The 25,909-nt window shown below is 58.4% G+C and carries 24 protein-coding genes; 9 read left to right on the top strand and 15 right to left on the bottom strand.

Going from position 1 to position 25,909, the window contains the following annotated elements; translation table 11 throughout:
- Complete coding sequence (gene kdpF / locus ACWHXT_RS06505; protein WP_447896152.1) at positions 1–81, bottom strand: K(+)-transporting ATPase subunit F; 81 nt, start codon at positions 79–81, stop codon at positions 1–3.
- A 206-nt stretch (positions 82–287) separates the two neighbouring features.
- On the opposite strand from kdpF, the gene trkA reads away from it, so the two are divergent.
- Positions 288–1,661: a Trk system potassium transporter TrkA gene (gene trkA / locus ACWHXT_RS06500; RefSeq protein WP_447895684.1), complete on the top strand. Its 1,374-nt coding sequence runs from the start codon at positions 288–290 to the stop codon at positions 1,659–1,661.
- A gap of 22 nt (positions 1,662–1,683) precedes the next feature.
- Here the strand turns inward: trkA and ACWHXT_RS06495 are convergent, their stop codons facing one another.
- The 3 genes from ACWHXT_RS06495 to ACWHXT_RS06485 form a co-directional block, all read right to left on the bottom strand.
- The gene (locus ACWHXT_RS06495) at positions 1,684–2,397 is read right to left on the bottom strand and encodes an anti-sigma factor (protein WP_447895683.1); all 714 of its coding nucleotides are present in this window, start codon (positions 2,395–2,397) and stop codon (positions 1,684–1,686) included.
- Positions 2,394–2,954, bottom strand: a complete 561-nt coding sequence (locus tag ACWHXT_RS06490; protein ID WP_447957662.1) for a sigma-70 family RNA polymerase sigma factor — start codon at positions 2,952–2,954, stop codon at positions 2,394–2,396. Before ACWHXT_RS06490 ends, ACWHXT_RS06495 begins: the two co-directional genes overlap by 4 nt.
- A 137-nt stretch (positions 2,955–3,091) precedes the next feature.
- Positions 3,092–3,613 (bottom strand): DUF3455 domain-containing protein, encoded by a 522-nt coding sequence (locus tag ACWHXT_RS06485; RefSeq protein ID WP_447895681.1) that lies wholly within the window; start codon positions 3,611–3,613, stop codon positions 3,092–3,094.
- A 254-nt stretch (positions 3,614–3,867) separates the two neighbouring features.
- Between ACWHXT_RS06485 and ACWHXT_RS06480 the strand changes: the two genes are divergently transcribed.
- Positions 3,868–5,859 (top strand): bifunctional 2',3'-cyclic-nucleotide 2'-phosphodiesterase/3'-nucleotidase, encoded by a 1,992-nt coding sequence (locus ACWHXT_RS06480; RefSeq protein WP_447957661.1) that lies wholly within the window; start codon positions 3,868–3,870, stop codon positions 5,857–5,859.
- Positions 5,860–5,997: 138 nt separating this feature from the next.
- Here ACWHXT_RS06480 and gap read toward each other — a convergent pair whose 3' ends face one another.
- Positions 5,998–7,002 carry a type I glyceraldehyde-3-phosphate dehydrogenase gene (gene gap, locus ACWHXT_RS06475; RefSeq protein WP_447895679.1) on the bottom strand — a complete coding sequence of 335 codons (1,005 nt, stop codon included), beginning with the start codon at positions 7,000–7,002 and terminating at the stop codon, positions 5,998–6,000.
- Between the two features lie 279 nt (positions 7,003–7,281).
- Here gap and pyk point away from each other — a divergent pair, with 279 nt between their 5' ends.
- Both pyk and ACWHXT_RS06465 read left to right on the top strand, forming a co-directional pair.
- Positions 7,282–8,748, top strand: coding sequence for a pyruvate kinase (gene pyk / locus ACWHXT_RS06470; protein WP_447957660.1), 1,467 nt, complete (start codon positions 7,282–7,284; stop codon positions 8,746–8,748).
- A 57-nt stretch (positions 8,749–8,805) separates the two neighbouring features.
- Positions 8,806–9,282, top strand: a complete 477-nt coding sequence (locus ACWHXT_RS06465) for a methylglyoxal synthase (protein ID WP_447957659.1) — start codon at positions 8,806–8,808, stop codon at positions 9,280–9,282.
- A gap of 33 nt (positions 9,283–9,315) precedes the next feature.
- On the opposite strand, the gene cra is transcribed toward ACWHXT_RS06465, so the two are convergent.
- The gene (cra, locus tag ACWHXT_RS06460) at positions 9,316–10,314 is read right to left on the bottom strand and encodes a catabolite repressor/activator (protein WP_447957658.1); all 999 of its coding nucleotides are present in this window, start codon (positions 10,312–10,314) and stop codon (positions 9,316–9,318) included.
- Between the two features lie 201 nt (positions 10,315–10,515).
- On the opposite strand from cra, the gene ptsP reads away from it, so the two are divergent.
- From ptsP to pgi, 4 genes are all read left to right on the top strand, one after another.
- Entirely contained in the window at positions 10,516–13,404 is a 2,889-nt protein-coding gene (gene ptsP / locus ACWHXT_RS06455; protein ID WP_447957657.1) for a phosphoenolpyruvate--protein phosphotransferase, read from the top strand.
- Positions 13,404–14,372 (top strand): 1-phosphofructokinase, encoded by a 969-nt coding sequence (pfkB, locus tag ACWHXT_RS06450; RefSeq protein WP_447957656.1) that lies wholly within the window; start codon positions 13,404–13,406, stop codon positions 14,370–14,372. The genes ptsP and pfkB overlap by 1 nt, the downstream gene beginning before the upstream one ends.
- A complete protein-coding gene (locus tag ACWHXT_RS06445) occupies positions 14,369–16,105 on the top strand; it encodes a PTS fructose-like transporter subunit IIB (RefSeq protein WP_447957655.1) in 1,737 nt (578 codons plus the stop codon). Before pfkB ends, ACWHXT_RS06445 begins: the two co-directional genes overlap by 4 nt.
- A 171-nt stretch (positions 16,106–16,276) precedes the next feature.
- Complete coding sequence (gene pgi, locus ACWHXT_RS06440; RefSeq protein WP_447957654.1) at positions 16,277–17,935, top strand: glucose-6-phosphate isomerase; 1,659 nt, start codon at positions 16,277–16,279, stop codon at positions 17,933–17,935.
- An 84-nt stretch (positions 17,936–18,019) separates the two neighbouring features.
- On the opposite strand, the gene ACWHXT_RS06435 is transcribed toward pgi, so the two are convergent.
- Positions 18,020–18,493, bottom strand: a complete 474-nt coding sequence (locus ACWHXT_RS06435; RefSeq protein WP_447895670.1) for a hypothetical protein — start codon at positions 18,491–18,493, stop codon at positions 18,020–18,022.
- 5 nt (positions 18,494–18,498) lie between these two features.
- Positions 18,499–18,774: a hypothetical protein gene (locus tag ACWHXT_RS06430; protein ID WP_447957653.1), complete on the bottom strand. Its 276-nt coding sequence runs from the start codon at positions 18,772–18,774 to the stop codon at positions 18,499–18,501.
- Between the two features lie 142 nt (positions 18,775–18,916).
- On the opposite strand from ACWHXT_RS06430, the gene ACWHXT_RS06425 reads away from it, so the two are divergent.
- A complete protein-coding gene (locus ACWHXT_RS06425; protein WP_447957652.1) occupies positions 18,917–19,855 on the top strand; it encodes a hypothetical protein in 939 nt (312 codons plus the stop codon).
- Between the two features lie 74 nt (positions 19,856–19,929).
- Here ACWHXT_RS06425 and ACWHXT_RS06420 read toward each other — a convergent pair whose 3' ends face one another.
- From ACWHXT_RS06420 to ACWHXT_RS06390, 7 genes are all read right to left on the bottom strand, one after another.
- Positions 19,930–20,385: a DUF6998 domain-containing protein gene (locus ACWHXT_RS06420; RefSeq protein WP_447957651.1), complete on the bottom strand. Its 456-nt coding sequence runs from the start codon at positions 20,383–20,385 to the stop codon at positions 19,930–19,932.
- Positions 20,386–20,579: 194 nt separating this feature from the next.
- On the bottom strand, positions 20,580–21,083 hold the full coding sequence (locus ACWHXT_RS06415) for a shikimate kinase (protein ID WP_447957650.1): 504 nt from the start codon (positions 21,081–21,083) through the stop codon (positions 20,580–20,582).
- Between the two features lie 106 nt (positions 21,084–21,189).
- Complete coding sequence (locus ACWHXT_RS06410) at positions 21,190–22,068, bottom strand: HNH endonuclease (protein WP_447957649.1); 879 nt, start codon at positions 22,066–22,068, stop codon at positions 21,190–21,192.
- A complete protein-coding gene (locus ACWHXT_RS06405; RefSeq protein WP_447957648.1) occupies positions 22,065–23,642 on the bottom strand; it encodes an AAA family ATPase in 1,578 nt (525 codons plus the stop codon). The genes ACWHXT_RS06410 and ACWHXT_RS06405 overlap by 4 nt, the downstream gene beginning before the upstream one ends.
- Positions 23,643–23,980: 338 nt before the next feature.
- Positions 23,981–24,574 (bottom strand): cysteine hydrolase family protein, encoded by a 594-nt coding sequence (locus tag ACWHXT_RS06400; protein ID WP_447957647.1) that lies wholly within the window; start codon positions 24,572–24,574, stop codon positions 23,981–23,983.
- Between the two features lie 112 nt (positions 24,575–24,686).
- The gene (locus ACWHXT_RS06395) at positions 24,687–25,070 is read right to left on the bottom strand and encodes a nuclear transport factor 2 family protein (RefSeq protein WP_447528386.1); all 384 of its coding nucleotides are present in this window, start codon (positions 25,068–25,070) and stop codon (positions 24,687–24,689) included.
- 173 nt (positions 25,071–25,243) lie between these two features.
- On the bottom strand, positions 25,244–25,684 hold the full coding sequence (locus ACWHXT_RS06390; protein ID WP_447957646.1) for a hypothetical protein: 441 nt from the start codon (positions 25,682–25,684) through the stop codon (positions 25,244–25,246).
- Between the last annotated feature and the right edge of the window lie 225 nt (positions 25,685–25,909).

The raw sequence follows: 25,909 nt of genomic DNA, 5'->3' as shown, positions 1-25,909 counted from the left end.
CTAGAAACGCTCGGGGCACATTAATGCGTAGAACAGATACGCGGCCGTCAATGTGGCAATGATCAGCAATACGGTATTCATCGATACGCCTCCTGTGATTGGCCTATCGAGAATAGAAAGAGACGGCGTAAAAATTCGATGCCGGTTTGCGGCTTCCGGCGTTAAAAAGGCGTAAAAAAAACGCCCATCTGGGCGTTTTAAGCAGCCTTGAGAGGCAACCGCTATCGACAGCTTCCCCATAGATAGGTGACTATCAGACCTCTTGTGACTCGAATGGGCTTACTGCCATGAAAATCATCATTCTTGGCGCCGGCCAGGTCGGCGGAACACTGGCCGAACACCTCGCCCACGAAGAGAACGATATCACCGTGGTGGATACGGACACGGCCAAGCTACGCGAGCTGCATACCAAGCTCGATATCCGTACCGTGACCGGCGCTGGTTCCTACCCGATCGTGCTGCGCCAGGCAGGCTGCGAAGACGCCGACATGCTGATCGCGGTGACCAACTCCGACGAAGTCAACATGATCGCCTGCCAGGTCGCGCACACGCTGTTTCGCACGCCGACCAAAATTGCCCGCGTACGCGCCACGCCCTATCTCACCCGCAAGGGGCTATTCGCCAACGACGCGATCCCCATCGATGTCCTGATCAGCCCCGAGCAGGTGGTGACCGACCACGTGCGCCGTTTGATCGAGCACCCCGGCGCCCTTCAGGTGCTGGAGTTCGCCGGCGGCCTGGTGCAGCTCGTCGCGGTCAAGGCGTTTTACGGCGGCCCGCTGGTGGGCCAGGACCTGGCGTTTCTGGGTCGCCATATGCCCAACGTGGATACCCGGGTTGCGGCGATCTACCGGCGCAACCGGCCGATCATCCCGCGCGGCGATACGATCATCGAGGCCGACGACGAAGTGTTCTTTCTCGCCGCGAGGCGCGATATTCGCGCGGTCATGAGCGAGCTTCGCCGGGTCGAGCGCGGTTTCCGCCGGGTGGTGATCGCCGGCGGCGGCAATATCGGCGAGCGCCTGGCCGAGCACCTGGAGCACAACCACCAGGTCAAGATCATCGAACACAGCCTTGAGCGCTGCACCACGCTTTCCGAGCGCCTGGATCGCACCGTGGTGCTGCACGGCAGCGCCACCAGCAAGCGCCTTCTGGAAGAGGAGAACATCGAGGATTGCGATATCTTCTGCGCGTTGACCAACGACGACGAGGTCAACATCATGTCGTCGCTTTTGGCCAAACGGCTGGGGGCCAAGAAGGTACTTACGCTGATCAACAACGCCGCCTATGTGGATTTGGTGCAGGGCGGCGAGATCGACATCGCGATCTCGCCCCAGCAGGCAACGATCGGGAGCCTTTTGACCCACGTGCGCCGGGGCGACATCGTCAACGTGCACTCCCTGCGCCGGGGTGCGGCGGAAGCAATCGAGGCGATCGCCCACGGCGACAAGCAGTCTTCCAAGGTGGTCGGCCGGGCGGTGCGCGATATCGACCTGCCCGAGGGCACCACCATCGGGGCGATGGTGCGCGGCAAGGAAGTCATCATCGCCCACGGTGACGCGGTGGTGGAAAGCGGCGATCACGTGATTTTGTTCGTGATCGACAAGCGCCGGATTCGCGACGTCGAGCGGATGTTCCAGGTCGGCTTGAGCTTTTTCTAGGCGTTGGCCGACAGTGACTGCGCTAGATTTCCACCGCGCGACCGATGTACTCGATGGGCCCGGTAGGTAGCCCCGTGGGCGAGCCGGTGGCGTCTTCCATGGTCAGCTCGAAAAGCTGATTGTCCTCGAGCGGAGGCAGCTGGTCCAGGTCCAGGCGTATCGGCTCGCCGGGTTCGACCAGGCCAAGCGACACCGGCGCCTGCCAGTCGTCGGCCTTGGTCCAAAACTCCAGCGCCTTGCCCTCGGGCACCTCGAAAGCGCCCAACGGGATCAGCTCGATCTGGCGCCGGTTGGCGGCCTGCACCACCCAGCCGGCGGATTGATTCTGTGGGGCGAGCAGCACCACCATGTACTCCGGCGTGGCCGTGCCTGCAGGCTTTAACAGCAGAAGCGCCGCCATTAATACCGCCGCGGCCACCCCCGCCCCCGTCGCCGCGCGCCACAGCGCCACACGCTGCCAGAGCTCCGGTTGCGTCTTCGTCACGGTAGTAGACGCCCCGCGGCGCGCATTCAGGCTTCGCTGAATGCGCGGCCATAGCAATTCGCTGGGGGTTAGCGCCTCGGTGAGCGCGTTGTAGGGGAAGAAGCGCTCCTCCCAGTCGCGCACGATTTGCTGCAGTTCCGGGTCGTTTTCAAGGCGTGCTTCGAACGCCTGGCGCTCGTCAAACGAGAGCGTGCCCAGAACGTACTCACCCGCCACCGCCTGCTTGTCATCCTGGTCGTTGGGCGCTGTCATGCCAGACACTCCCGTAGGCGCACCAGGCTTCGCTTGATCCAGGCTTTGACGGTGCCCAGCGGCGCGCCCGTATGTGCGGCGATTTCTGCATGGCTCAAGCCATCGACGTAGGCTTGAAGCACGCAGTTGCGACGTTCGGCTTCAAGCTCTTTTAAACATTCATCCATTCGCTGGCCGGTTTGCCAGTCGAAGGCGTCCAGGGTCTGCCCTTCCGGGCGTCGGGTATCTTCTTGCTCAACACTGTCCGCATCGAAGGCGTCGTCCGTCACTCTTTCGCGCTGACGAATGGCGTTGAGTGCCAGATGGCGGGCAATGCTGAAAATCCAGGTGCGGGCGGTGCCTTTTTCGGGGTCGAAGGTAGCGGCGCGCTGCCAGATATTCAAAAAAGCGTCATGCACGATATCTTCCGCCATGCCACGGTCCTTGACGATTCGATACACCACGCCGAGGATGCGCGACCCTTCCTCACGGTATAGCGAATGAAGTGCGTCGTGCTCACCGCGGGCGCAGCGCACTAACGTGTCGGCATAGTCGAATTCATGGTTTTTTTCAGCCACGCTTTTGCTCCCTCGTAACGCGCCGGTTCACTCCCTTGTGCGCTGAGATAGAGCATAACGAGTAAGGGCCCGCGAAACGAGCCCTTAATTTTAATGAGGCAGAAAAACCCCTGCCCCGATAACGGGCAGGGTTGAACTTATTCGGCGGTCCAAAAGATGTAGTCGGCCTGATAAGTGACGATGGCCGTGGCGCCTTCGTGGTCGCTATCGCAGGCCATATCCGGCGCTACACCGCCTTCGGTGTTCAGACGCTGAATGTAGCTTACGTCGGTCATGGCGCCTTCGCCTTCAGCCGGATTGGCTTCGACCAGCTGAAGCGGAATGTTGGCGTCGCCGTTATCGGCGGTAGCAAGCTGGGTACCGGTCACTTTGGAGCCGTCCATCGCCTCCCAAGTGGCGGGCGGGCCGTAATAGCTGCCGACCTGGGCGCCTTCGCCGTCGTTGAGCGCCGCGCTCGGGCCCTTGAATACCCACGCGACGTCGCCGGAATCGTTGGTTTCACACATGTATTTGATCGCGCCTACACCGACGGTTTCGAGTGCGACGGTGTGGCCGTCCGGTACCTGGACGTCCTCTGGCGTATCCGCCAGAGCAGCGTGACTGAAGGATGCAATCAGGGCAGTAGCTAAAGTAGCACGCGTTAGATGTTGAATACTCATTTCAGTCTCCTTAAAGGTTATTATCAACCGCGTGATTCTGTGCGGCTGTATAAGGGATACACGCGAGCCTTCGTTTTGGATGCACTTTTTTTAAAAAAATTTTAGCGCGCCCCGCTCTACCCCTTTTGTCGTGTTCTCTTTTATAGTCAAAACAGCGGCTTAATCGTTAAAAGCCCTATCGCCGTCCAATAGATGTCATATCAACGCCGTAGGTTAAAGGCGGCTACTACTACTCACTGCCTTGGGAGCCCCGTATGTCTTCGAGTATCGACCCTTATGCCCTTTCGCGGCGTACGTTTTTGGGCGGTTTGGCCGCGTCGTCGTCGCTGATCCTGCTACACCCCTTTGCAGCGCACGCCTCGCCCCGCCAGGCGCACCTTCGGCTGATGGAAACCACCGACATCCACGTCAACGTGCTGCCTTATGATTACTACGCCGACCGGCCCAACGACACCATGGGCCTGGCGCGCACCGCGTCGCTCATCGACGCGGTGCGCGCGGAGTCCACCAATGCGATGCTGATCGATAACGGCGATTTTCTTCAGGGCAACCCGATGGGCGACTACATCGCCTATGAGCGCGGCATGCGCGAAGGCGACCATCACCCGGTCATCAACGCGATGAACGTGTTGGGCTACGACATCGCAACCCTGGGCAATCACGAGTTCAACTACGGCTTGGACTTCATGTTCAAGGTGTTGAACGGCGCCAACTTTCCTTTTGTTTGCGCCAACCTGACCAAGGGCGCGCTGGCGGCCAACCCGCGCAACGACGATCTTTTCCTGCGCCCCTACCTGATCAAGGAGAAAACGATCACCGATGGCGCTGGCCAGAGCAGCAGCGTCAAGGTCGGCTTCATTGGCTTCGTGCCGCCCCAGGTCATGACGTGGGACGAAAAGCACCTCGAAGGCCGCGCCAATACCCGGGACATCGTCGAGGCGGCCCAGGCCTGGGTGCCGGTAATGAAAGAGGAAGGTGCGGATATCATCGTGGCACTCGCCCACTCCGGCATCGAAGGCGCGGGCCAAACCGAGCGGATGGAAAACGCTGCGCTGTATCTTGCCGGGGTCGATGGTATCGATGCCCTTTTCACCGGCCATCAGCATCTGGTCTTTCCCGGCCCCAATGATTTCGAGGGCATCGCCGGGGTCGACCCGGCGCGGGGAACGCTGATGGGCAAGCCGGCGGTCATGGCGGGGTTTTGGGGTTCGCACATGGGGCTGATCGATTTACTGCTCGAACGCGACGGCGGGCGCTGGCGAATCGTCGACTTCACCACTGAGGCGCGCCCGATCTATCACCGCGACGAAGACCGCGACGTGATACCTAACGTGTCCTCAAGCGCAGCAGTGACTAGCGCGGTGAGCGACGACCACCAGGCCACCCTCGACTACGTACGCACGCCGGTCGGGCGCAGCGCGGCCCCGCTCCACTCCTACTTTGCGCTGGTCGCCGACGACCCCTCGGTGCAGCTCGTCGCCAATGCCCAGATCTGGTACATCGAAGAGATGCTCAAGGGCGGCGAGTACGCGGGGCTGCCGGTGCTTTCCGCCGCGGCCCCCTTCAAAACCGGCGGACGAGGCGGCCCCGACTACTACACCGACGTACCGGCGGGAGACATCGCCATCAAGCACGTGGCGGATTTGTATCTTTACCCCAACACCATTCGCGCCGTAGCGGTCAGCGGCGCCCAGGTGCGCGAGTGGCTCGAGATGTCGGCGGGCATGTTCCATCAGGTCAATGAAGGCGCCGAGGACGCGCCGCTTCTTGATACGCGCTTCCCGTCGTACAACTTCGACGTGATCGATGGCGTGAGTTATCGCATCGACCTGGCACAGCCTGCCCGCTACACCGCAGAGGGCGAGCTTGCCCACCCCGAGGCCCACCGCATCGTCGACCTGGAATTCGAAGGCGCGCCGATCGACCCGGCGCAAATGTTCGTCGTGGCCACCAACAACTACCGGGCCGGGGGTGGCGGCAACTTCCCGGGTGTCGACTCGGAGGCGGTCATTTTCGTGGGCCCGGACACCAACCGCGACATCATCGTGCGCTATATCGTCGAGCAGGGAACGGTCGACCCGGCGGCGGACTTCAACTGGGCATTCAAACCGATGCCCGGTACCACGGCGCTGTTCGAAACCGGACCCGGGGCAGAGCACTACCTGGCCGACGTGGCGCAGACCACGCAAATCGAACCCGCGGGGGATGGCGACAACGGCTTTGCGCGCTACCGGATCACGCTTTAACCGGCATCCCGCGCTCAGGCGACCAGGTCGTACATGAACGAAAAAAGGGCGAGGCGCCAATGGCGCCCCGCCCTTTTTTACAAACCGGCCTTTTTTACAAACCGGCCTATTTTACAACACAGGCCTTGCGCTTAAGCGTTACTGCGCGGCTTTTTGCATGGCGAGTGCGGTGTCCAGCATACGGTTGGAGAAGCCCCACTCGTTGTCGTACCAGGCCATGATCTTGACCAAGCGGCCGTTGACACGGGTGTGGTTGGCGTCAAAGGTCGAGGAGTTCGCATCGTGGTTGAAGTCGATCGAGACCAGCGGCTGCTCGTTGACGGCCAGTACTTTGGAATTCGCCGCGGCTTTTTGCACCGCTTCGTTGATCTCTTCCTTGGTGGTGTCGCGCGAGGCGGTGAAGGTCAGATCCACCAGGGATACGTTGATCACCGGCACGCGCACGGCCAGGCCGTCGAACTTGCCGTCGAGCTCGGGCAGCACCAGACCCACGGCGGCGGCGGCCCCGGTTTTGGTCGGAATCATGGAGTGCGTGGCACTGCGCGCCCGGTAGGGGTCCGAGTGGTACACATCCGATAGATTCTGGTCGTTGGTGTAGGCGTGAACGGTGGTCATCAGGCCGTTTTCGATACCAACGGCGTCGTTCAACGCCTTGGCCACCGGCGCCAGGCAGTTGGTCGTGCAAGAGGCGTTGGAGACCACCTTGTGCTCGGCGGTCAGGATATCGTCGTTCACCCCAAACACGATCGTGGCATCCGCGTCCGGGCTCGGCGCGGAGATCAACACGCGCCCGGCGCCGGCTTCGATGTGCTTGGCGGCGGCGTCGCGCTTGGAGAAAAGGCCCGTGCACTCCATGACCAGGTCGACGCCCAGCGCTTTCCAGGGAAGGTTGGCCGGGTCGCGCTCGGAGGAGATCGCAATGCGGTCGCCGTCCACGGTAATGCTCTCGTCGTCGTGTTCGACGGCGAAGGGAAAGTGGCCGTGAACCGTATCGTGGCGCAGCAGGTGGGCGTTGAGTGACGCTTCACCCAGGTCGTTGATGGCCACGACTTCGAAGCGGTCGCGGTAGCCGTTTTCATAAAGCGCGCGCAGTACGTTACGGCCGATGCGGCCAAAGCCATTAATCGCAATCTTAATGCTCACAGGGCACCTCGTTTGGCTGGTAGTGAAGTCGTTGCTAACTGTCGTAAAACGCTATTACAAAACGTGTTACAAAAACAGAAAACCAGTAAAAAAATTACAAAAAAGAGGTAAAAAAACGTATTTAAATCAATTAAAGGCCAGTTAGGGCGCTCCCAAGCGGCCTTAAGCCTAATATGTAGTAAAATTACTATAAAAACGCTATCTTGGTCCAATCATTAATTGTGGTCCGACACCCGTTTGCCAACCGCAATGCTATTTAGTCGATAAAGGAGACGCCCCATGAGCAGCAATGTGTCCTACACGCCCCTGCGCCGCACCAAAATCGTGGCAACGCTGGGACCGGCCAGCGACCGCCCCGGGGTGCTCAAAAAAATGCTCGAGGCGGGGGTCGACGTGGTGCGGCTCAACTTCTCCCATGGCTCCAAAGAGGATCACCAGCGCCGTTTAGAGGCGGTACGCGAGATCGCCGCACGCCTGAACCGCAGCGTTGCCGCGCTTGGCGATTTGCAGGGCCCGAAGATTCGCATCGCCCGCTTCGCCGACGGCCCGGTGAACCTAAAGGTTGGTGACGCATTCATTTTGGACATGGCGTTGGATAGCCAGAGCGGCAGCGCCGAGCGGGTGGGCTGCGATTACAAGGCACTGATCGACGACGTCGCCCCCGGTGATCGGTTACTGCTCGACGATGGCCGCGTGGTGCTGGATGTCACCAAAATCCAGGGCCAGGAGGTACACACCCTCGTACACGTGGGCGGCAAGCTCTCCAACAACAAGGGCATCAACAAACAGGGCGGCGGGCTCTCCGCCCCGGCGCTGACCGACAAGGACCGGGAAGATCTCAAGACCGCGGTCGAGATCGGCGTGGACTACCTGGCGGTGTCGTTTCCGCGAAGTGCCGCGGACATGCAGGAAGCTCGCCAGCTTCTGGGCGAGGCGGGTAAGGAGATCGGCCTGGTCGCCAAGCTCGAGCGCGCCGAGGCGGTCGCCACCGATGAAACCCTCGACGGTATCATCGACGCCAGCGAGGCGGTCATGGTCGCCCGGGGTGATTTGGGCGTGGAGATCGGCGACGAAGCGCTGATCGGTACGCAAAAGCGCATCATCAAGCATGCCCGCTCGCACAACCGGGCAGTGATCACCGCAACGCAAATGATGGAGTCGATGATCGAATCGCCCTTGCCCACAAGGGCCGAGGTGTTCGACGTGGCCAACGCGGTGCTGGACGCCACCGACGCGGTGATGCTCTCGGCAGAAACCGCCGCCGGCGACTACCCGGTAGAAACCATCGAAGCCATGGACCGGGTCTGCCTGGGCGCCGAGCGCGAACGGATCGCGCAGTCCTCGGGCCACCGGATTCACGAAGGGTTCGAGCGTATCGATGAAACCATTGCGCTGTCGGCCATGTACGCCGCCAACCACTTGACCGGTGTGCGCGCCATCGCCTGTATGACCTCGACCGGCTATACCCCCTTGATCGCCTCGCGCATTCGCTCCGGGCTTCCGATCGTGGGGCTTGCCCACAGCCCGATTGCCCAGCGGCGCATGGCGCTTTACCGCGGCGTGGTCTCGATTCCCTTCGACACCACCGGCATGGCCGCCACCGAGGTCAATCAGAAAGCCGTCGAACTTCTCAAGGCGCACGGATTGGCGGGCCCGGGGGAACATGTCATTCTCACCCGGGGCGATCACATGAACGCCCACGGCGGCACCAATACCCTGAAAGTGTTGGCGGTGGACGCCGAATAAACGAGCCAGCGCGCCCGCAAGGCGCTATCGATAAGCCCCATAACAAGAGAACACGCCATGAACGATGCCCGCCCACCCCGCCAGGCCACGCGGACGCTTGCTACCAAAAAGCGGATTGCGCTGATTGCTCACGATGGTAAAAAAAGCGAGCTTTTGGAGTGGGCGGCGCGCTGGCAACAAACGCTTGGCGCACATACGTTGCTTGGCACCGGCACCACCGCCGGGCGGCTAAAGAGCGCGCTGGGGCTCGAGGTCGAAGGGTTGATGAGCGGGCCCTTGGGCGGTGATCAGCAGATTGGCGCGCGCATCGCCGAGCAGCGCCTGGATATCCTGATCTTTTTTTGGGACCCCTTCGCCCCCCAGCCCCACGACCCGGATGTCAAAGCGCTGCTGCGTTTGGCCGCGCTTTGGAACGTCCCGGTGGCCTGCAACGCAGCCAGCGCGGATTTCATGCTCTCGTCGCACTATATCGACGCGGAATACGTCATGAACATCCCGGATGCCCAGGCCTGGGCCGAGGCCCGCACGCCCTAGAACGCCCTGGCGCTACCGACAGTGCCGGGCGTTTTAGGCGCTTGCGTATTGGCCCTCGCGGACGCGCAACTGGCGCGCCACCACTTTTTGACCGGGTTGGACGCGGCCTTCGATGGCGTCCAGCGCGCAGGCAAGCGTGCACTGGGCCATACCCTCGTAATCCTGGGAGACGGTGTTGATCGGCTGGGGCAAAAAGTCCAAAAGCCGGTGATCGCCAAAGGTGGCCAGTTTGAGCGCTTGAGGAAGCCCCCCACGGCCGAGAAAGTGATCGAACACCCCTTCCATCAGCGTGTAAGAGGCGGTGACGATGGCATCCACTTCGCCCATCTCGCTTTCGAGCTCGGCCATTAGCCGGGCGCCCTCGCCGCGCTCGTAGCGGTTGGCGCAAAGCGTCCGCCCTTCTACACCGCGCTCGTACAGGGCAGTTTCGAACCCGGCCCGACGGTCGCGGCTGATCGAAAGCCCGGGCATCGCATCGATCCAGACAAGGCGCCGCGTAGCAGTGCCGATCACCGATTGCGTTAGCGCCTGTGCCGCCGCGAAGTCATCGCTCACCACGCTTGCAAAGCGCGCGGGGGAAAGTCCCCGGTCGACCCCTACGATGCGAACGCCCTCGTTGGCAAGCTCGGTATAGAACGGGTCGCTTTGACTCAAACAGCTCGCGGTAATCAGCACCTCGCAGCGCTGGGCACGCAGCGCCAGCGCCAGCGCGCATTCGCTTTCGGCGTTGTCGTCAGAGCTTGCCACCAAAAGCTGGTACCCCTTCTCCCGTGCGCCCCGCTCCAGGCGCTTGGCAAGGCGGGCGTAGCTTACGTTCTCCAGGTCCGGCACGATCAGCCCGATCAGCCGGCTGGCGCCACGGCGCAGCGCCGCCGCTTGGGGGTCGACGTGATAGCGGTGCGCCCGTACCACGCTCATTACTTTTTCGATGGTCGCGGCGCTAATACGGCGCTTTTCCGCCTGGCCGTTGATCACGTAGCTGGCGGTGGTTCGCGAGACGCCGGCGAGCCGGGCGATATCGGCAAGTGTCATGTCGTGTCCTCACATTGAGCGCTTTAGTGTACCAGCGCCTTGACTAAGCCCCTACCAACGTCTACAAACACACCCCTTGTGCCCTGAGGTGAATCGTTTCAGCATAGCATCACCAAGGGTTTCACGATTTTAATGCGCGTTGTGACCCCGCCTTCGCGCCGCTTTCGAGTTCACGCCGGACGCGCTTTACAGGAGAACTGCATGCTCACACTTGGCCCTGACGATATCCTGCTGGGTTGCCGGGCGGATAGCTGGCAAACCGCGCTGGACGCCGCCGCCGGCGCGCTGAACGAAGCGGGGCTGACCGCGCCGGAATACCGTGACGGGCTGCACGCTCGCGAAGCCCAGTCGTCCACGTACCTGGGCAACGCCATCGCCATACCCCATGGCACGCCGCAAAGTCGTCAGCACGTTCAGCAAACCGGCGTGCGCGTGCTGCAGTTCCCCGAAGGGCTCGAGTGGCACGACGGCAACCGTGTTCACGTACTGGTGACCATCGCCGCGCAAAACGACGAGCACCTGGATATTTTGCGCCAGCTCACCCATGTGCTGGACCGGGATGGCGTGGCCGAGGCGCTGGCCAGGGCGACCTCCGCCGAGGACGTCGCCCGCCTGCTGGCCAAAGAGGTCCCGGCACCGCGGTTGGGTAAAGAGACGCTGTGCCTGAAGTTTCCCGCCCAAAGCGCCCAGGAACTGGCGCTGGCCGCGGCGGCCAGGCTCTATCAAAGCGGCTGCGTGGATAACACCTTCATCGCCGCCGTGGCCGACCAGGCCCCGGTATGGCTGGGCGATGGCTACTGGCTCGTTAGCCACTCGGGCGGGGCGCTAACGCCTGCGCTTGCGCTGGCCACCCCGGCGGATACCGCGCTCGAGGAAGCGGGCCACCCGGTGCAGGCGCTTTTCTGTTTGGCCGCCATGAGCGACTACCACCTGCCGCTTTTAAAGCAAGTCGATGCGCTGCTCGAGAGCGTAGCGAGCCAAACCCTTGCCGACGCCGACACCGCCAGGGCATTGGCGCTACTCGCCGGTGAAAACGCCGCCACCCCGACCCGTCGCGTGCGCGTGCTCAACCCCCACGGCCTGCATGCCCGCCCGGCCAAGCAGCTGGTGCAGGTGGCCCGTGCCCAGAGCGTGGCGCTCAACGTGCGCCTGGAGGAAGGCAGTCCGACCAGCGTCTCCGCGGCGAGCTTGACCAAGGTGATTGGCCTGGGCGCCCGGCGCGGGCAGTGGCTGACGCTCTCCGGCGAAGGTGAAGGCGCCGAGCAAGCGCTCGAAGCGCTGGCCCAGGCCATCGAAGGCGGGCTTGGCGAAAAAGTCGCGCCCTTCGACGGCGGTTTCGAGCCGCCCGCCCCTGCCGAGCATGAGGAACAACCGGTCATGGCCCTCGAGGCCGACATGCCGCATACCGGTGTGGCCGCCTCCCCGGGGCTTGCGATCGCGCCGGTGTTCGTCATGCGCGCCCCGCAATTCGACTACCCGGAGCAAGCGGCAGACCCCGAGCGGGAGCTATCCCGGCTGAAGGAGGCGGTGCAGGAGGGCAAAGCGCAGCTAAGCGCGCTGGTGCGCCACGCCGCCGGCGGCGACGTGGCGGATATTCTCTCCATGCACGAAGAGATGCTCGACGACCCGGAGCTTCACCACGCCGCGAAAGACGCCATTCGCGAGGGCCGCTCGGCGGAGGCCGGCTGGTGGGAGGCGATCGACACCGCCGCCCACGCCCAGGAAATGCTGGCTGACCGGCTATTGGCCGAGCGCGCCGCGGACCTGCGTGATGTGGGCCGCCGGGTACTCAGCGTTTTGTGCAATGTGGAGCTCCCCGAACCGCCTAATCACCCCTACATTCTGGTCACCGAGGACATCGGCCCGTCGGATGTGGCGCGGCTCGATACGTCCCGGGTCAAGGGGCTTTTGACCGAGCGCGGCGGCGCCACGGCCCACAGCGCGATTCTGGCGCGAGCCTTGGGCATTCCGGCGGTGGTCGGCGCCGGCAAGGCGGTAATGGGCCTTAATAACGCCTGCATGATGATTCTCGACGGCGAGCGCGGCCGCATTACGCCCTCGCCAAGCGAGGAGCGCCTGAGCCGCGCCGAGCAGCAACTGCTCGACCTGCAAAGCCGGGAAGCGTACGCCTGGGAGCGGCGCTTCGAGCCCGCCCAAACTCGCGACGGTCACCCGGTCGAGGTTGCGGCCAACCTGGGCAATACGCTGCACGCCGAAGATGCGGTGGAGCGCGGCGCCGAGGGCGTAGGGCTTTTACGTACCGAGTTTCTGTTCATGGCCCATTCGAGCGCCCCGGATTTGGCCACCCAAACCGCCGAATACCGCCAGGCCCTCGAGGCGCTTGCCGGGCGCCCGCTGGTGGCCCGCACCCTGGACGTCGGCGGCGACAAACCCCTGCCCTACTGGCCGGTACCCCAAGAGGACAACCCGTTTCTGGGGCTGCGCGGCATTCGCCTGGCACTGACCGAGCCACAGGTGCTGGAAACCCAACTTAAGGCGCTTTTAATGGCCGCCGCCCCGGACGCCCAGGGCAACGCGCGGCCGCTGCGTATCATGCTCCCCATGGTCAAGGACGTGGCCGAGTTCCGCGCCGCCAAAGCGATTTACGACCGGCTGCTCGCCGAGATTCCCACCACGGAGCGGGCAACGGACGTGCAGCTCGGGGTGATGATCGAGATTCCCTCCAGCGCCCTGCTCGCCCCCACACTGGCCAACGAGGTCGACTTCTTCTCGATCGGCACCAACGATTTGACCCAGTACACCCTGGCGATCGACCGCGGCCACCCGGTGCTTTCCGCCCAGGCCGACGGCCTGCACCCGGCGGTGCTGCGCCTGATTCAGATGACCGTCGAGGCCGCCCACGCCAAAGGCAAATGGGTCGGCGTATGCGGCGAGCTCGCCTCCGACGCCGCCGCCGTGCCGGTGCTGGTCGGCCTGGGCGTCGACGAGCTCTCGGTCAGTGCCCGCCAGGTGGCGCTGGTGAAAGCGCGCCTGCGCGAGTTCGACTTGGCAGATGCGCAGGCCAGCGCCCGCCTGGCCCTTGCTCAGGCCACCTCTGACGCAGTACGCGACGCCCTGGAGGCCCGCTAATGGCCCGCATTCTGACACTCACACTCAACCCGGCGCTGGATCTCGCCTTCGCCCTCGATGAGCTGGCCCTGGGGGCGGTCAACCGCCCCCACCACGCCCAGCTCGAAGCCGCCGGCAAGGGCGTCAACGTGGCCCGCGTGCTGGCAGGGCTCGGCCACGAGGTTATCGTGAGCGGCTTTCTGGGGGTTGATAACGACGGCCCCTTCAAGCGCGCCTTCGAGCAGCTTGGCGTTACGGACGCGTTTTTGCGCGTACCCGGCGAGACCCGCATCAACGCCAAGCTTGCCGAACGAAGCGGCCGAGTGACGGATATCAACGGTCCGGGGATCGCGGTGGACGCCGCCACCCTGGAGGCGCTGCTGCGTGGCGTTGAAGAGACACTGGCCCACACCCCGGTCGAGGCGATCGTGGTCGCCGGGAGCCTGCCGCCCGGGCTTGATGTGGACCGCTTCAGTGCCTTGCTCGAAAGACTCAAAAATACCGGGGTGCCGCTTTGGGTCGATACCAGCGGCGAGGCGCTAAAGCGTGCCATCGCGATCGCCCCGGCGGCGGTCAAGCCCAACGAAATCGAGCTTGCCGAGTGGGCACAAGGCCCGCTGGATAGCCTGGCGAGCCGCCAGCAGGCAACCCAGCGCCTGCACCGGGCCGGGATCGACCAGGCCCTGCTTTCCGCCGGCGCCGACGGCGTACTCTGGGTCAACGCCGAAGGCGCCTGGCAGGCCACGCCGCCGCGGGTTCGAGCGGTCAACACCGTAGGGGCTGGCGACACCTTCCTGGCGGGCATGCTGCACGGCCTGCTGAGCGGACAAGACGCCCAGGCCACGTTGCGCTTTGCAACCGCCCTCTCCTGTGAATCGGTGCGCCACCCAGGCGTTGGCGATGCCAGGGCCAGCGACTTTTCAAACCTGGAACTAGAGACTCACGTACAGCGCCTGGAAACCGGCCACGTCGAGGGAGCTTTTCAATGAACATCATTCTAATTACCGCCTGCCCCAGCGGCATGGCGACGACCTTTTTGGCCGCCCGGCGGCTCGAGCAGGCCGCCAAACGTTTGGGCTGGCAAGTGCACGTCGAGATGCACAGCGAGCTGGCCCCGCTCATACCCGCCAGCGCCGAGCAGATACAGCACGCCGATCTGATCGTGGTCACCGCGCCCCACGTGCCCGACCCCGGCCGCTTCGCCGGCAAGCGCCTCTATCACGGCAGCATTGCGCAGGCGCTGCCGGCGCCGGAAGACTTTTTGACCACCGCCAAGCGTGAAGCGCCGCTCTATACCCCGGCCGAAGAGAGCCTTGAGGCGCCAGCGGCGGCTAGTGCCGAAGGCGTGCACCGAATCGTCGCCGTCACCGCCTGCCCCACCGGCGTGGCGCATACCTTCATGGCCGCCGAGGCATTGAGCGAGGCCGGCCGCGCGCTGGGCCACGCCATTCGCGTGGAAACCCAGGGGTCCGTGGGCGCCCAGGACAAGCTGACCGAGGCGGAAATTCATGACGCCGACGTGGTGATTCTCGCCTGCGATATCGAGGTCGACCCGACCCGCTTCGCGGGCAAGCGGGTCTATCGCACCTCGACCGGTACGGCGCTGAAAAAACCGCAGCTCACCGTCGAAAACGCGCTCTCCCAGGCCGTGGTAGAAGACAGCGCCAGTGCAAAGCCCACCGGTGACAGCAAAAGCCTCAAGGAAAAAGGCGTTTACAAGCACCTGCTGACCGGGGTGTCGTTCATGCTGCCCATGGTGGTGGCGGGCGGGCTGATCATCGCGCTGTCGTTCGTTTTCGGCATCGAGGCGTTCGAGGAGCCGGGCACGCTTGCCGCCGCGCTGATGCAAATCGGCGGCAGCGCCATGGGGCTGATCGTACCGGTACTGGCGGGCTACATCGCCTACTCCATCGCCGACCGGCCGGGCATCGCGCCAGGGTTGATCGGCGGCATGCTCGCCGCGGATATCGGCTCCGGGTTCATCGGCGGCATTCTCGCGGGCTTTCTGGCGGGTTACGTGGCGCTGGCCGTCACCCGCGGCGTGAAGCTGCCCTCGAGCGTCGAGTCGCTCAAGCCCATTTTGATCATTCCTTTCGTGGCGAGTTTGGTGACCGGGCTAGTGATGGTGTACGTCATCGGCGAGCCGGTCGCCACTCTTCTGGGCGCGCTCGAGAACTACCTCGAGTCGCTGGATTCCACCAACGCGGTCATTCTGGGGCTTCTGCTCGGCACGATGATGTGCGTCGACCTGGGCGGGCCGATCAACAAGGCCGCCTACACGTTTGGGGTGGGTCTAATCGCCTCGAACACCTATGGGCCGATGGCGGCGGTGATGGCCGCGGGCATGGTGCCGCCTATCGGTATGGGTATCGCAAGCTTTCTGGCGCGCTACAAGTACGCCGCCGCCGAGCGCGAGGCGGGTAAGGCGTCTTTCGTGCTGGGGCTTTGCTTTATCAGCGAAGGCGCGATTCCGTTTGCGGCCAAGGATCCGCTGCGCGTCATTCCCTGCTGTATCGCCGGCGGCGCGGTTACCGGCGCGCTCTCCATGCTGGTCGGCGCCAAGCTCATGGCGCCCCACGGCGGTATCTTCGTGCTGCTGATCCCGGGTGCGATCACCCCGGCGCTTTTGTATCTGGGCGCCATCGTGGCGGGCTCGCTGATTACCGGGGTGAGCTACGCTTTCCTCAAGCGCGGCGCCGCACAAGTGGCCGTGGCAAGCTAACGCCCCCGCCCACCTGAAACGAAAAGCGCCCAAAACGTGTTTTATTACGTTAAAGGCGCTTTTTTTTGGCGCCAAACTGCCAATAACCGCCATTGATGTAGTATTTTTTACACAACAATAAAGGCCAGCATTTGCCTGCTACCCGCCTCACCCCAAAGGAATCCCCGCTTTATGTTTCAGCTCACCCGCAGCGTCACCTGGCAGGCCCTGGAGCGCCTGCGCGATAAAACCCATAACGACCGCATTCGCGACTACTTCGCTAAAGATACGCAGCGCTTCGAGAAAATGAGCTTGAGAGTCGGCGGGCTGTTTCTGGACTACTCCAAGCACCACGTCTCCGACGAAGTGCTGGCCAAGCTGATCGAGCTGGCCGATCACTCCGCCCTGGTGCAGCGCCGCGCGCAGATGTTCTCCGGCGATATCATCAACGTGACCGAAAACCGCCCGGTGCTGCACACCGCCCTGCGAAACCCAGGCGACGAGCCGGTGTATGTCGACGGCGAAGACGTGATGCCGGAAATCACCCGCACCCGGGAGCAGATCAAACGCTTTTCCGAGGCGGTACGCAGCGGCGAGTGGAAAGGCTACAACGGCAAGGCCATCAAGGACGTGGTGAACATCGGCATCGGCGGCTCGGACCTGGGCCCGAATATGGCGGTACGCGCGCTTCTGAAATACCGCCACCCGGAGATGCACTTCCACTTCGTCTCCAACGTCGATGGCACCCACATCCAAAAAGTGCTCTCGCGGCTCGACCCGGCCACCACGCTGTTCATCGTCTCGACCAAGACCTTCTCGACCCAGGAAACACTCCTGAACGCCAAGACCGCGCGGCGCTGGTTTCTGGAAAACGCCGGCGAAGATGCGGACGTGGGCGCGCACTTCATCGCTGCCTCCACAAACCGCAAAGCAGCCATGGAGTTCGGCATTCGCGAAGAGAACGTGTTCGAGTTTTGGGCCTGGGTGGGCGGGCGCTACTCCATGTGGTCGTCGATCGGCCTGCCGATTGCGCTCTCCATCGGCTTCGAGGGCTTCATCGAGCTTTTGGAAGGCGCCCACGAGATGGACCGCCACTTCATCGAGGCGCCGCTTGCGCAAAATATGCCGGTACTCATGGCGCTGATCGGCATCTGGTACATCAACTTCATCGGCGCCGAAACCCAGGCCATCGTGCCCTACGATCAGGCGCTCAATCAGTTACCTTCGTTTCTGCAGCAGCTGGATATGGAGTCCAACGGCAAGTCGGTGGATATCTTCGGCCATCCGGTGAATTACAAAACCGGGCCGATCGTCTGGGGCCAAACGGGCTCCAACGGCCAACATGCTTTTTTCCAACTACTCCATCAGGGTACGCGCTACGTGCCCATCGACTTCATCGCTTCACTCAAGCCCGAATCCGGCATGGAGGAGCACCACTTCGCCCTGATCACCAACATGCTGGCCCAGGCCAACGCCTTCATGGAAGGCAGCCAGGGGGACGCCCGAGAGCTCAGCCAGGACCCCTACAGCTGCCCGGGCAACCGCCCCTCCAGCACCCTGCTGCTCGACGAGCTCACGCCGAAAAACCTCGGCGCGCTCATCGCGCTTTACGAGCACAAGGTGTTCGTTCAGGGCGTGATCTGGAACATCAACTCGTTCGACCAGTGGGGCGTACAGCTTGGCAAGCGTATTGCCGGTGAAATCAGTGAGCGCATTGATACCAACGCGGCAGATTTTGATGCCTCGACCCAGGGGCTTTTGGAGCTGGTGCGGGAGCATTTTCCGGGGGGCAGTGCAGAGGAAAGTGGCCGAACTGAAAGCAACAAAGTGGCGGGCAGCAAGAAACGCTAGCTCTCGTTAACGCCATTTGCAGAACCTATATAAAAACGCCCAGCCAATAGTCTGGGCGTTTTTATCAATCATTTAACCAAATGTTTACTGTTCAGGTGCATTGGCCTGCCGGGTTTTTCCGGGCATTTTAATGAAGAACCAAACGCTCATCGCGATCGCCACCAGGTTAACGCCAAGCGTGAGGGGTTGATGCGACTCAAACAGAGAGTATCTAAAAACGCTGCCTACGAAGAATTCGGTGCCCATATCGAGCGTTCCCGGCGTGAACCACACGGTGAAATAAAGGCCGGAGGCAAAGAAATACCCGGCGACGGGAGAGAACACCAGCGGAACCTGGCACAGCCAAAACAGGAAGTTTGCTTTTTCGGCATTGGCATGGCCCTCGATTAGCTTAATGCCACACACTATGCCCCCGCTATATAGCGCTAAAAAGAGAAAGAAAAACAGCCAGTTGAATATATTAAGGCCGTTAAACAATAGTGTAAAAACCGAGACGGCACCAATGCCCCCACCCGCTACCGCCAGAGTGCCCCCTACTCTTCGCTGCCACTTATTCATGCGAGTCACCAGCTAAACAATGCGCATATCGCATTAAAAATGCCCTCTAACGCAGCCATTATCCCCTCAAATAACGCTTCGAGAAGGCCCAGTAAAATTTCGAGGAGGCTATCACCAGTGGCGGCAACGGGAATCGCAACACTCATGAGGGCTACCCCTACAATCGCCAGGCCCACTACATTAAAACCAACGAACAACATATAAGTCGTCGCGCCTGCGATAGCGAGGCTTCCAGCAATGTTCAACGCCGCTATTTTTCGAGATTTAACGCGCTTAGCCATACGCTTTACTCATTTTTGGAAAAAGCTACTTTAGCGTTTCTCGATAGTGGCCTGCAAAGGCTGGTTCGACAAAGCACCCGCCCAAATTTAAGCTTTTTATGAAACGGCCGATAGTTAGGCTAATAACAATCAGGAACCGCTCATGAAAATCGGATTCTCCAACCTTTTCACCACGGCTAACCGCCGTGAACCGGCGACCGGCCCAAAGCCGCAAGTGGCCCATAAAGCGCCTTTAATGGCCCCCGCCGCCACGAGCGACGACGCGCAGAGCAAACGCCTTAAAAAGCAGAAAGAGGCGTTTGAAGCGCTGGCATCGCTGCCCAGCCCTAAAGAGTCGGCGATGCAGAACGCCTCGCAAAAGGTGGGCTTTTTAAAGCAGCGGCTGGAAACGCTCAAGGCGATGATGCGCTTCGCCTCGCCCGAGCAGCTTAAATCCATGGCCAGCGAGCTTAAAAGCATCGCGCGGGAACTTGGCGCTGCAGCGCGCCAGCTAGGCAGTGGCGGCGGTGGCGGAAGCGCCGCGGGCCCGTCAATTGCACCCACGGTCAACGCAGCCCAGGGGGCTAACGGCGCTGCCCCGGTACCATCCGCCGAAAACGTGGAAAGTGAGGCGGCCAGCGCCGAAAGCGATATGAAATCCGCCAACGCCACGCTTGAAAGCGCCGAGGCAGATCTCGCTCAGGAGACCCCAAACGACGAGGAAAACACTGAAGAGCAAGAGCGCAGTGAGCAATCTCAGGCGCCTGGCGATGTTTTAGCGCAAAATACCCTGGCACCTTCGACCACCCAGCCCACTGAACGCACCCCGAGCATTAGCGCCAGCGAACACGCGCTGCGCTCTATCCTGACCGATGCAAAAAAAGAGTTTCAGGAAGCGATGAGCGAGCTGAAGATCTACCTGCGCCTGGAAGATAAAGAAGCGCGCCGCGAGTTAAAGCAAGCCGAAAAAGATATGGACAAGGTGGATGGCTCGCTCGCCAAGGCAGAGACCAACGCACTCTACTCAACCTTGGGCCAGCTACTGCCAACACCAACGGTCGACGCTAGCGCTGCTACTGGCAGTATCGATATTAAGGTTTAGTACTTCAAGACGAAGCCTCTCCCCCAGCGGTAAGCTATCTGCCTGCCGCTTTCGCTCGCGTACTACCCGAGGTATTAAATGGCTTGAAGCACGCGATCGGCTGGAGCCACAAACTGATCGAGTTGGCGGAGTTTGTTGAGAGAAACTTGAAACTGGCCGTTACTCGGTAACCGTTTACCTTGAAACTGCACCCAAACAAGCGCGCCTGGCCCGTTGTAGATTTCCTCGAATGTACCATCCCGCAAAATCTTGATGATAATCGCATGCTTCGGCTGGCTCCGAAATCCAACCGAGTTGGATTGCGTGGCCTTGATCTCCACTTCCAAACCGGTTTCGGTGACCGCGTCATGGCCTTTGTTGGAGGCCGCCCGCAACTGAAGATTGTAGGCATCGGCCACAAGGCACTCACCTAAACTGCCCACCATATGACCGTCCGGCGTAAAATGCCTACCCGGAAACATGGCCTGCAATTCTTCGACCGTGGCATAAAGCTGTTTAACCAACGCTTGGAATTTATCGTGATCGATCATGGATATTTAACACTCGGCTAGGGTCTGTCTGAAAAGTCGACGAGCGAAGACAAGACAAGGCAAAAATTGGTGAAAAAACGGAGTTTACATGTGTAAATGAGTATTTTGATCGGACTCGCGCGCGAGCCAATTTTTAACGCCGTATTGTCGAGCGCAGGCACTTTTCAGACAGAGCCTAAACATGGGCTTTCAGCTTAGCTCACGGACGGTGGGTTATATCTTTTCGCGTTGCAGGTGAGCTCACTCTTTTTGCCTTGAAAGCTTTCGAAAAGCGCCTTGTGGGCACGGTATGAAAGAGCGCCATCCCTTTCCCTGTATCCGGCAATCCAATCGAGCAGCATCGGTAAATTATCATCCTGTGCTTGTTTGGATGTGTACTTGTGCGGCTCCCAGGGTCTGTTTCTGGCATTTGCCTGACACAGGTGAACCGGCAGATTCATAAAAACCGCCTCGCTTGCGAACGGCGCTACCCGTTCGAGCAAATCCGCGTAACAGCCTTCTACCACCCACTCATCATGTTCGCGAATGAAAGACTGAATGTGCTCATCCGCCTGATTTACTGCTCGCCTTTCGGGCGGGTTCGAGGGAAGCCACGCTAAAACATCTAAATCGAGATGGGCGAGCCCTTGATCCCGCAGATGTTGAGCTAACGTAGACTTCCCGGAACCTGAGTTGCCAAAAATGATTATTTTTCTCACGGGCTATTTCTGAATTTTAAGAATAACGTTTTAAACACGGGTGAAATCATACTGCATACGCATCATTTGAGTTGTTAAGTACAATAAATAAATTATTTGCTATTTCCTAGGGTACCAAAAACTCTTGTGACGTTGACAACGCTCCATACATCACTTTCTTCCAATGATTAGCAAATGTCCCCCCTTCAATTAGAGGAGCAAATAGAACATCAACTAGATCTTCTGTTAACTCCTCCAATGGAACTTTTCTGCCCATTACATTGTAGAATGAATTTCTTTGATCAATCAGTTCGCTTAGGTGTTTACCCGCTTCGATACCATATCTGCGGCCTAAGTCAAAATCATGAAAGTGTTTACTAACTCTGGATTTATCAACTTCCTGCCACTCAGCAGGCGGTTGAACATAATATTCTACTACTCCACCACCATCATTGATATATCGTGCGAACACCCATTGCTGATTATAAAATATTTCTTTGTCTAAAAAAGGATGTATTATCTGATCTTCGGCTTGATCGGCAAAGTCGTCCCCTTTCTCTCCCATATTGCAATCACGACAAGCCGGTATCAAATTCACTGGCAGTACAGAGAACTGAGGATAATGGGCCAAAGGCAAAAAGTGATCTAGATTTTTAGGGTGCCCAATATCTCCACAGAAAGGACATTTTTCGTTTGCAGATGCTAATAGCGATTCATATATTCTTCTTGCTGGCTTTTCTTTATTCCGAAGATTATTTTCGTACAAATTAACCAACTTTCCTTTGGTTAATGGAGGTATAACGACCGTTTTTCTTTTAAGATTTTCAATTTTAGGAAAATTATGTAACTCTCCATTTTCCAGCAACTGCTCGTATTGCAAGCCTAGATCAATAAAAAGCGGAATAGTAGATCGAAAATCATTCCTCACATTTACCTGCCCCATACCTGAAGCACAAGCGTTCAGCACATCTTCAAAATCATATAAAGGGTAGTCTAATTTTCTCAATGCTCTAACCCTTTATCGCGATGAATTATCATTGCTTTTAGAATGGATCGAGCTTCTAGACCTATTTTATTTTCGTAATCATTGATAATATTTTCGTATGACCTCCCTGAATCTACAGCTTTTGACATCAAATTATGGTAGCCCGACATTACCACTTCTAAACCGAAAACCTCCCTTGTTAACACTCCTACATTTTCACCAAAAGTTTCTACTTCTGGTCTATAAGGCTTTAAAGTATCACCTACTCGATTAATCTTCCAAACACATGATTTTGGTACTTCCTGTAAAAGAACAGGGGAATGTGTAGCAATTATAGCGACACCATTTAGATCAAAAAGCAGCTCACTAAGCGTCCTTACAAACGCTGATAATAATGGTGGGTGAAGATGACTTTCTGGCTCATCGATCAAAACAAGCGTTTTTTCTTCTATAACTGAAACTATCTTAGTAATTGTAAACAAAACAACAGAATGACCTGAGCTTAAACTTTTCAAATAACCATTAATTTCAAAAAGTAATAAACTCCGAAACTCTTCACTATCCACCTGTTCCGGCTTTTTTTTCAACCTCAATTGCTTGTAAACATCCTCCAACTCACTCAATCCTACAGATTCAAAGTTTTCATCCGATCCTAATTTCTTAATAGCTTCACGCCACAGAAACAACTTATCTTTTTTTCTGAAGCAATCAACTAAATTATGAACAAAGTCGGCCCTAAGCTCAGGTATTGTTCTTAGGTTACCTTGTTTGTCTCCATTTTTTAAACCCACATAAAAATAACATGTACCTTTACTTGGATCAGGTTGCTCTTCAGGAGGATCAAAAGGATCAAAAGCGCTAAAAGACACAGATATCAAGCTACTAAAATAGTCGCTTTCTATCGGTCTTTCTATTCTATATTTAGTATCGATAAACTGGCCAATCGTATCATCAGGATTCGTGATTGCTTGGATCATTCCGTTTAAAATTGTCGTTTTGCCAGATCCATTCCTTCCAATTAAAGCATGAATATTTGTACTTGGTGTCGAGCTCTCTATTACATCGAAATCTAATCTAATAGATGCCATAGCTCCACATCTTGATCGTTCAAATGCGAAATTAAAGTTTGTCAACTCAGCCTTTCCGTAAAGAACCCTGTAAAACTGACCTTTAATAGATGTTAAGCTGGCATCTCTCAAAAGAGAGACTTTAAAAACCTCCTCCTCTTGAACACCATCAATTATTTTTGGATCGAAAACAATATCATTTAAAGAAGAAAGTAGTTTTTCTTTCAAATTTTTAGGTAAATTAGATAATTCTTTGTAGAAATCTAAACTTTCGCCAACTGAAAAAAAATCACCATCGAGCTCGATAAACTCATCCTCTAATTTCTGGCGTGTTGAAACTGAGATATCTTGCCCCTTGAATCCTATCTTGATGTTCCCGATGTTATGGAAACTTCCTTCTTGGTCATGCACTGATAGATAAAACATTGTGACGAATGAAAAGTCATTCCAGCGATCTACCTGTAAATATGCCTGATTAACGCCTTTAGTCGGCACGCGTTTACCATGTGGAATAACTTTAAACTTCATTAATATTTTCATCCATTAGATTAAATTTTAAAATAAAAAAAACCGAACGGTTTTTAGGTTCACGTAACAGTGATTATATAACCAGCTTCATAACCTCAATGAACCTGCCAGCGCGTTCATTGAAGTTATGTAACCACCTTGATCAAAACTACCCTATAGATTCTATCGAAAGCAAATTTTGCCTGAATACCCAAAATTCACGTATGTGCCACCAAGTATAATTTGCCATATCCAAACATGCTGGCACAGGGCCATCAGCGCTTTCATCCATCTAGAACGTGCCAAGCGAAGCGAGCAGCGCCATAACCCTCAGTATCGATATAAAAGTGTAGCGCGGGCTACTCGTAAACTGGCGGTGCGCTCTTATCAGCGCCTGCGTCTTCAGCCTCTTTCAAAATATCCTCGACGCTTTTAATAACCGCATACTCGCCTTCCAGATTCGCAAGCGACATGGCGTGAACTTCTTCTGCGGTGCGCGGGGTGCCGGCGTAGTCGCGTTTGGAGAAGCTAAACGTGGCATCCGCGACTACCTGTACGGCGAAACCCAGATTACCCGCCGTGCGGGCGGTGGCTTCGACCGAGTTACTGGTACTCACGCCCACCACGACCAGCCGGCCAATATCGCGAACGCGTAGCCAGCGCTCGAGCCCCGAGTGGATGAAGGCGTCCGGCACATTCTTTTCGACCACGTGCTCGCTGGCTAGTGGCTCGAGCGCTGGCTGAAACTCGACGCCGGGCTGGCCGGGCCAGAACGGTGAATCCGGTGAGCGGGAAATATGACGGACATGCACGATGGGCGCTCCGGCTTTGCGCCAACCCCCCAGCAGGCGCTGGATATTGGCTTCCGCTTGGGGGTTGTTGCGCTCCCCCACTGCGGGGTCTTGCATGCCGCGCTGCATGTCGATGATGAGTAAAGCGGGTAAGGCGTGCATGGCGTGGCGCTCCTTGTTAAGCCTGGCGGCCGGGCCAAAAGCGGCTAAACGGAGGGCCCGGCCTGGCTTGATCCTACGAAGCGCCGGGCGCCCCGTAGGATGTGAACCCGTCTTACAGCATGCGGGGGATTTGCGAGGAGTGGTGATGAAGAATGGGCGCTTCCTTGGAAAGGTCGACCACGTAGCTAAAGCGTGCCTCGAAGTTCAAGAGCTCGCCTTCGACCTCGAAGCGCCAGTTGTAAAGGCCGGTCAGCGAGCAGAGCGTCTCGGACATTTCCTGAATGATCAGGGTTTTTTCGTGCAGGGTGATGCTCAAACCCGGGCGGGCGCCGAGGCGCTCGAAATAGTCGCGGTGTTTTTCGCTGTTATTGGCGATTCGGTTCGAGAAGGTCGGGATCAGTACGGCGTTGTCATCGTAGAGGGCGAGCAGCGCTTCTACATCGGCGTCGTTGATCGCTTGCATCCACTCATTCAGCACGTCGTGGGGTGTTCTCATCTTAAACCTCTTCAACAGATAGCGGTGACTTGACGCCGCGGGCTCAAACGGCGGTGACCTGACTTGATACGGCAGTTACATCCAATACAGCGAGCCCCTCGCCTTCACGGAAAAGACGTTACACGGTATGTTACCGAAATAGCGTCGCCCTCGCATGTCAAGTTCGCTTAGCGCTAGAAGTGTTTGAAGCGGTAAAAGAGCTTTTGCAAGAAGCTCGAGCCCAACATCAGGGCCAGGCTAAGTATTAAAACGGCCAAAGAGGCGTAGGTGACGCCTCCGCCCCACTCCCAGCGCGATATTACATTGCCGACTTGCTGAACGAACAGATAGACGCCGATCAAGAAGCTGCCCGCGCGAACAAGCCCTGCTTCGTCAACGGATGCATCTGCCTGGGTATCGCTTTGGTGTATTTTTTGCGCAATGGTCGGCGCCTTCAGCCAGAGTACCGCACCGATCAAAAGAGGTACCACCAGGCTTGTCACCATCACGGGGAGCCACGGGGACTCCAACTCTGCCGTAAAGATGTTTTGAAGCGAGAAAGCTAAAGTGTAGAGCGGAGAAACCACCAGATAGATGGCAAGAACACGTATCAGGAGAACGGAGAAAGCGTGCATCGAATGCTCCTTAAAAAATTCCCATGATACGGTTCTTCGATGTGTTCTAAAACATACTAAAACGCCCCGGCGATATACCACTAATGACGACGGTCAACGCACTGCGTTTGAACGTTTGCCTATAACTTTCCCGACTGGCTGTGATCCCGCTAATTAACCTAAAAGCCACTAATGACAGTTTGGTAAATATTGGCCACTACTTTTATAAAATTACGCAGTTAAGGA

This window comes from Vreelandella halophytica (assembly GCF_968193635.1).
The sequence above is the reverse complement of the archived record's forward strand: the minus strand, read 5'-3'. Positions and strand labels throughout refer to the sequence as shown.